We start from the raw sequence: 5810 nt of genomic DNA on the forward strand, positions 1-5810 counted from the left end.
CCAGCGAGTGCACACCGTGCGCCAGTACTGCCGCCAGGTAGCGGCCATCGCGCTTGCGCCGCAGTACCCATTGCGCGCGGGCCAGCAGGCGGGCGTCGAGATTGCTGCGCGCGCGCAGAAGCGGCGCAGGCCACAGTTCGACGGTCTCGGTATTGATCAACAGCGGAGTGCTACGGTGCATCGATCCAGCTTACTGCCGTGGCGCCGTGGCGGCCACCTTGCGCAGCGCTTCCAGCAAGGCCTGCGGGCGCTCCATGCTGAGCAGCAGGGTGCTGCCGCCGCGCACCGGAATCACCAGCGTGCGTGCGCGGTCGGTGACCAGGGCAAAGCCCTTGCCGCCGCCCTGCAGGCGGAAGTGCCCGGAGTAGAAGCCGGGCATGCTGTAGCCGTTGGTCTTGAAGCGGATGCCGTAGCGACGATCACGGCCCAGGTCGACCACCTCGGCCTGGTCCAGCAGCAGGTCGGCCACCGGCGTGCGGCGACGGTACAACGTCGAACGCACGTCCAGCACGTTGCCTGCCAGCTCCACCCGGCGACGGAAGAACGCCCAGCCCAGGCCGATGCCCATCAGCACGATCACCGCCAGGCTCCATGCCGCGCTGCCGCCCATCAGGAAGAACGGCGGCGACAGGGTGACCTCCATCCAGGGAGCCTCGCTGCGATTGTCGTGCAGCTGTGCCCACATGCTCACGCCCAGTACCGCCAGCAGTGGCAGCAGCACCCACAGCACCCGCAGCGAAGAACTTTCGGCAACCTCGAACGGGCGTGCATCACTGCCGCTCATCGCTGCGCCTCCACCCAACGCGCCACGTCATCGATCAGCTGCCCATCGACGTGGCCCGGCTGTGCGTATTCCTTCAATGAACTGGGGCCGCTGCCGGCGATGCCGATGTGGTTGAGGGCAGGGTAGGCCTTCCATTGCACGTCCCGGCGATCGGCCAGGGCTTTTTTCCACAGTGCCCAATCCGTTTCCGGTACCTGGAAGTCGCGGCCCCCGTGCAGCATCAGCAGTGGTTTCTTCAGCGCAACCGCGTCGCCGCGTGCGTTCACCGCTTCGATGCTTTTCCAGAACGTCTGCGGCACGCCCAGTGGCAGTTCGCTGGTCGGCACAGTGGTGTCGCTGCGGGCTGCGGCGATCTGTGCTGCCAGCTTGTCCAGGAACGCCTGTTCCGGGGCGCTGATCGAGCCGTCCAGCGACAACAGGTAGCGGTTCTGCTCCGGCAGCAGTTCAAGCAATGTGCGCGCCGGCGCGGCCCACAGGATCGCGCCGCGCGCCTGTGGCCAGCGGCTGGCGATGCGCGGGGCGAGCATGCCGCCCTGGCTGTGGCCGAGCACGAAGATCCGCTTGCCGTCGATGCGTGGGTCCGCCGCCAACGCGCTCAACGCTGCGACGGCGTCGTCGGTGGTCTCGTCATCAACGTTGAAGGTGTCGCTCTGGAAGTCCTGGGGACGGGCATGGGTGCGCTTGTCGTAGCGCAGCACGGCGATGCCCTGTGCGGCCAGGCCGCGGGCGATGTCCAGGAACGGGCGGTTGCCACCGATGGTTTCGTCGCGATCCTGTGGGCCGGAGCCGTGCACCAGCACTACGGCCGGAAACGGTCCTTTGCCCTTGGGCAGGGACAGTGTGCCGGGCAGCGCACCGCGTGCCTGTGGCACGCTGAAATCGGCTTCGCTGTAGTTCGCGTCGGCCGGCGGTGGCGCTGCCTTGGCGGCCGGGGCCGGGCGCAGCAGCAGGCCCGCTACTTTGTCCTGCCCGTTCACCGCAACCTGCGCGATCACCGCGCCACTGGCGAACTGCAACGGTACTTCCACCAGGTGCAGGCCCTGCTGCTCACTGCTGTGCGCCGGGCCGCGCTGCTTCAGTTCACCCAGCGACTGCCACAGGCCCTGCAGCTTGTCGGCAGGCACGGCCGCGGCCATCTGCGGTGTCAGCATGGCTTCGGCATCGGCGGTGCGCCCTGCCTGCAGGTGATCGAGCAGGCGTGCTGCGACCTGCTGCGGTTCGCCAGCGGATGCACTGGCGGACAACAGGGCAAGGGAAACAGCAAGCAACGAGCGGCGTGCGCTCATGGTCACAGCTCCTTCTTGAAGACCAGCAGGGCCGGGCGCATTGGCGCCGGGACGATGATGTTGACCAGTTCCCAGCCGAGCTGGCCCTGGCGGCTGAGTTCGGCCTGAATGTCGTCAGCTTTCTGCAGGCCCATCATGGATGTCTTGACCTCGACGGTCAGGTAGCTCCAGCGCTTGCTCATTCCTTGTCCTCCGGCGATGGCTTGGGTTTCGGCAGGCGGCCTGCCTTGCGCAGTGCGTCGCGCAGCACGTATTCGATCTGTGCGTTGAGGCTGCGCAGTTCATCGTCCGCCCAGCGCTGTGCGGCCGCCAGGACCTCGGCGTTGATGCGCAGCGGATAGGCTTTTTTCTCGCTCATGCAGACTCCTGGCGGGGCGGTGGGGCGCCCCGTTGCGAGGGTGGCTCAGTACAGCGAGCCGGTGTTGACGACCGGCTGCGTGCCGCGGTCCGAGCACAGCACGGTCAACAGGTTGCTGACCATGTGCGCCTTGCGCTCCTCGTCCAGCTGCACCACGCCGTTCTTCTGCAGCTCGGCCAGCGCCATCTCGACCATGCCGACCGCACCGGCGACGATGCGCGTGCGTGCGGCGATGACCGCATTGGCCTGCTGCCGCTGCAGCATCGCCTGGGCGATTTCAGCGGCGTAGGCGAGGTGGCTGATGCGCGCATCGATCACCTGCACGCCGGCATCGGCCAGGCGCTCGGCCAGTTCGTTCTTCAGGTGCTGGGAGATCTCGCTGGCATGGCTGCGCAGCGCCAGCTGACCGTCCTCGTGCTGGTCATAGGGGTAGCTGGTGGCCATCGCGCGCAGCGCCGATTCGGACTGGATGTGCACGAAGCTCTCGTAGTCGTCCACGTTGTAGACCGCTTCGGAGGCATCGACCACCTGCCAGACGATCACCGCAGCGATCTCGATCGGGCTGCCGTCCAGCTCGTTGACCTTCAGCTTGCCGCTCTCGAAATTGCGCACGCGCTGGCTCACGCGGCGCTTGCTGAAGAAGGGATTGTTCCAGCGCAGGCCGTTGTCCTTGACGGTGCCGACGTACTTGCCGAACAGGCTGACCACCGCCGCCTGGTTGGGCTGCACGGTGTACAGGCCGGCCAGCGCGACCAGCGCCAGCGCAGCGATCAGCAGGCCGGCCAGGATCAGCAGCACGTTGGGCGAGCCGGTGCTGGCCTTCGCCGCGACCCCGGCCACGAACAGGGCGCCGCCGGCGAGGGCTACGACCAGGGACCCGGCGAGCGCGCCCAGGCCGTTGAGGGAGGACAGCGACTTCTCTTTCATGGCGGTACGTCCTTGAGGGTTCGAATTGAAGATATCAAAGTGATATCACATTCTGGCTACCGTTCGTCGGCTGGGCTTGCCCAGGCACTGCGGCTGGACCGGCTAGAATGCCCACCCGCCTTCACATCGCTGCTGGAACCCCGCCATGGCCAAGCTTGGAACCCCGTTGTCCCCCTCCGCCACCCGCGTGCTGCTGCTGGGCTCGGGCGAACTTGGCAAGGAGGTGGCCATCGAGCTGCAGCGGTTGGGTGTGGAAGTGATCGCTGCCGACCGTTACGCCGATGCCCCGGCCATGCAGGTGGCACACCGCTCGCACGTGATCGACATGCTGGATGCAATGGCCCTGCGCCAGTTGATCGCCCAGGAGCAGCCGCACCTGGTGGTGCCCGAGATCGAGGCGATCCACACCGAGACCCTGGTGCAGCTGGAACAGGAGCAGGGCCTGCGGGTGATCCCGACCGCGCGTGCTGCGCGCCTGACCATGGACCGTGAGGGCATCCGACGCCTGGCCGCCGAGACGCTGGGCCTGCCGACCTCGCCGTACCGCTTTGTCGACACCGAGGCCGAGTACCGCGCCGCCGTAGCGGCAATCGGCCTGCCGTGCGTGGTCAAGCCGGTGATGTCGTCCTCGGGCAAGGGCCAGAGCACGCTGCGCAGCGAGGCGGACATCGCCCCCGCATGGGAATACGCACAGACCGGTGGCCGCGCCGGTGCCGGCCGCTGCATCGTCGAAGGTTTCATCGACTTCGATTACGAGATCACCCTGCTGACCGTACGCCACGCCGCCGGCACTTCGTTCTGCGCGCCGATCGGCCACCTGCAGAAGGAGGGCGACTATCGCGAAAGCTGGCAGCCGCAGCCGATGTCGGACAAGGCGTTGGCGCGTGCCGAGGAGATCTCGCGCGCGATCACCGATGACCTCGGGGGCTGGGGCCTGTTCGGTGTCGAGCTGTTCGTGAAGGGCGACGAGGTCTGGTTCAGCGAAGTATCGCCGCGTCCGCATGACACCGGTCTGGTGACGCTGGTGTCGCAGGAGCTGAGCGAGTTCGCGCTGCATGCCCGGGCCATCCTCGGCCTGCCGATCCCGGTGATCCGCCAGAGCGGCCCATCGGCCTCGTGCGCGCTGCTGGCGCATGGTGAGGGCGTGCCGTACTTCAACAACGTGGCCGCCGCGCTGCAGGTGCCGGACACCGCGGTGCGCCTGTTCGGCAAGCCGAGCGTGCATGGCCATCGCCGCGTGGGCGTGACCCTGGCGCGTGCGGAAACCATCGACGAGGCGCGTGCCATCGCGCGTGATGCCGCCGAAGCGATCGGCGTCGAGCTGCGCCCGTAAATCGGTAGCGCCGGGCCATGCCCGGCGGCCGTTCAGCCGCGCCCGCACGCTCGGCGCGGCGATGCCGTCAGGCGCGGCGCCAAGGCAGCAAGGTGACGTGGATGATGGCGATGATGCCCAGCACCGAGCCGTACAGCCACCAGGTGCCGAAGCGGTCCGCGTAGCCCTTCCAACAGGCTACGCCGGCAGGAAGCAGGCCGATCAGGACGAACGGAATGAAATTGAAGGCCCAGTTCTGCCGGGCCACCACCAACAGCGCGATCATGGCGAAGACGCCAACGATGATCAGCAGGTTCCTTTTCAAGTGCGGCGGCTCCCCCTGACGTTCCGTTGCGGGACTGTAACAAGAATGCAGGCGCGCGCATGCCCGGCAAGGCGATGCCGGTCGTCCTGACCGGCACCCTCAGTCGACTGACAGTTGCCTCTACCGCACGTCCACCCACACCAGGTGGTGGTCGCTGCCATCGGCGATCTTCGCTTCCGGACTTTCATTGGCCGGCCAGAACACGCCGCTGCCGATGTACTCGAATCCGGTGGACGGCAGCACGTAGTCCAGGCGCATCGTGCCCGACTTCGGGCCAAAATCACCGGTGGCATGGAACGGTGCGCCCTTGCGGGCGATGCCCTTGGCTGCATAGGCCAGGCTGGTCTGCTCGGCGCCGACGCTGCGCGGGGTGGGGTAGCGCAGCACACGGGCGTTCTCGATCAGTTCGACGATCGCCTCGTGGCGGCCATCGCCATCGACCGGATCGTTGTTGAGGTCGCCAAGGATGACGAAGCGTGCATCCTGGGCCAGGCCGCCGCACTGGCCCTTGTCGTCGCACAACCACGGCTTGTCACCGTTGGACAGGTATTCCTGCCACAGGCGCAGTTCGTCGTGGTTGCGCGCGGCGTTGCGCTTCTCCGGGCCGTCGAACACCGGCGGCGTCGGGTGCGAGACCAGCGCGTGCACCACGCCGGCCGGGGTCTTCACCGGTACATCCCAGTGCGACTTCGACGACAGCCGCAGCTGCGACCAGACGGTGTCGTTGTAGAAGCTCTTGCCGGTGCGCGGATCGACCGGGCGGATCGCGCCGGGCATCGCACTCCACTTCAGCAGCTGGAAGCTGCGCACCTTGGCGT

8 protein-coding genes and 1 pseudogene are annotated in these 5810 nt (G+C 67.4%); 1 reads left to right on the plus strand and 8 read right to left on the minus strand.

The window, feature by feature from the left end:
* From AB4Y84_RS10970 to AB4Y84_RS10995, 6 genes and pseudogenes are all read right to left on the minus strand, one after another.
* A pseudogene (locus tag AB4Y84_RS10970) lies at positions 1 to 181 on the minus strand (M15 family metallopeptidase); the annotation flags it as partial.
* A gap of 9 nt (positions 182 to 190) precedes the next feature.
* The gene (locus tag AB4Y84_RS10975) at positions 191 to 784 is read right to left on the minus strand and encodes a PH domain-containing protein (protein ID WP_394196125.1); all 594 of its coding nucleotides are present in this window, start codon (positions 782 to 784) and stop codon (positions 191 to 193) included.
* Positions 781 to 2070, minus strand: coding sequence for an alpha/beta fold hydrolase (locus tag AB4Y84_RS10980; RefSeq protein WP_442243827.1), 1290 nt, complete (start codon positions 2068 to 2070; stop codon positions 781 to 783). The genes AB4Y84_RS10975 and AB4Y84_RS10980 overlap by 4 nt, the downstream gene beginning before the upstream one ends.
* 2 nt (positions 2071 to 2072) lie before the next feature.
* Positions 2073 to 2252, minus strand: coding sequence for a DUF4177 domain-containing protein (locus tag AB4Y84_RS10985; RefSeq protein ID WP_025873867.1), 180 nt, complete (start codon positions 2250 to 2252; stop codon positions 2073 to 2075).
* Complete coding sequence (locus AB4Y84_RS10990) at positions 2249 to 2428, minus strand: hypothetical protein (RefSeq protein ID WP_005412615.1); 180 nt, start codon at positions 2426 to 2428, stop codon at positions 2249 to 2251. The genes AB4Y84_RS10985 and AB4Y84_RS10990 overlap by 4 nt, the downstream gene beginning before the upstream one ends.
* A gap of 45 nt (positions 2429 to 2473) precedes the next feature.
* Complete coding sequence (locus tag AB4Y84_RS10995; protein ID WP_025873866.1) at positions 2474 to 3355, minus strand: SPFH domain-containing protein; 882 nt, start codon at positions 3353 to 3355, stop codon at positions 2474 to 2476.
* A 145-nt stretch (positions 3356 to 3500) separates the two neighbouring features.
* Here AB4Y84_RS10995 and purT point away from each other — a divergent pair, with 145 nt between their 5' ends.
* Entirely contained in the window at positions 3501 to 4688 is a 1188-nt protein-coding gene (gene purT, locus AB4Y84_RS11000) for a formate-dependent phosphoribosylglycinamide formyltransferase (RefSeq protein ID WP_363730482.1), read from the plus strand.
* Positions 4689 to 4755: 67 nt separating this feature from the next.
* Here the strand turns inward: purT and AB4Y84_RS11005 are convergent, their stop codons facing one another.
* The gene (locus AB4Y84_RS11005; RefSeq protein ID WP_442243826.1) at positions 4756 to 4992 is read right to left on the minus strand and encodes a hypothetical protein; all 237 of its coding nucleotides are present in this window, start codon (positions 4990 to 4992) and stop codon (positions 4756 to 4758) included.
* 120 nt (positions 4993 to 5112) lie between these two features.
* Positions 5113 to 5810, minus strand: a 698-nt coding sequence (locus AB4Y84_RS11010; RefSeq protein ID WP_442250127.1) for an endonuclease/exonuclease/phosphatase family protein, incomplete at its 5' end; no start/stop codon positions are given.

Source organism: Stenotrophomonas sp. 2YAF22, assembly GCF_052114665.1.
In the GTDB taxonomy this organism is placed as follows: domain Bacteria; phylum Pseudomonadota; class Gammaproteobacteria; order Xanthomonadales; family Xanthomonadaceae; genus Stenotrophomonas; species Stenotrophomonas indicatrix.

Excerpts from the sequence above, each read along its gene's own strand:
- AB4Y84_RS10980 (WP_442243827.1), bottom strand. The coding sequence starts at position 2,070 with ATGAGCGCACGCCGCTCGTTGCTTGCTGTTTCCCTTGCCCTGTTGTCC.
- AB4Y84_RS10985 (WP_025873867.1), bottom strand. The coding sequence starts at position 2,252 with ATGAGCAAGCGCTGGAGCTACCTGACCGTCGAGGTCAAGACATCCATG.
- AB4Y84_RS10990 (WP_005412615.1), bottom strand. The coding sequence starts at position 2,428 with ATGAGCGAGAAAAAAGCCTATCCGCTGCGCATCAACGCCGAGGTCCTG.
- AB4Y84_RS10975 (WP_394196125.1), bottom strand. The coding sequence starts at position 784 with ATGAGCGGCAGTGATGCACGCCCGTTCGAGGTTGCCGAAAGTTCTTCG.
- purT (WP_363730482.1), top strand. The coding sequence starts at position 3,501 with ATGGCCAAGCTTGGAACCCCGTTGTCCCCCTCCGCCACCCGCGTGCTG.
- AB4Y84_RS10995 (WP_025873866.1), bottom strand. The coding sequence starts at position 3,355 with ATGAAAGAGAAGTCGCTGTCCTCCCTCAACGGCCTGGGCGCGCTCGCC.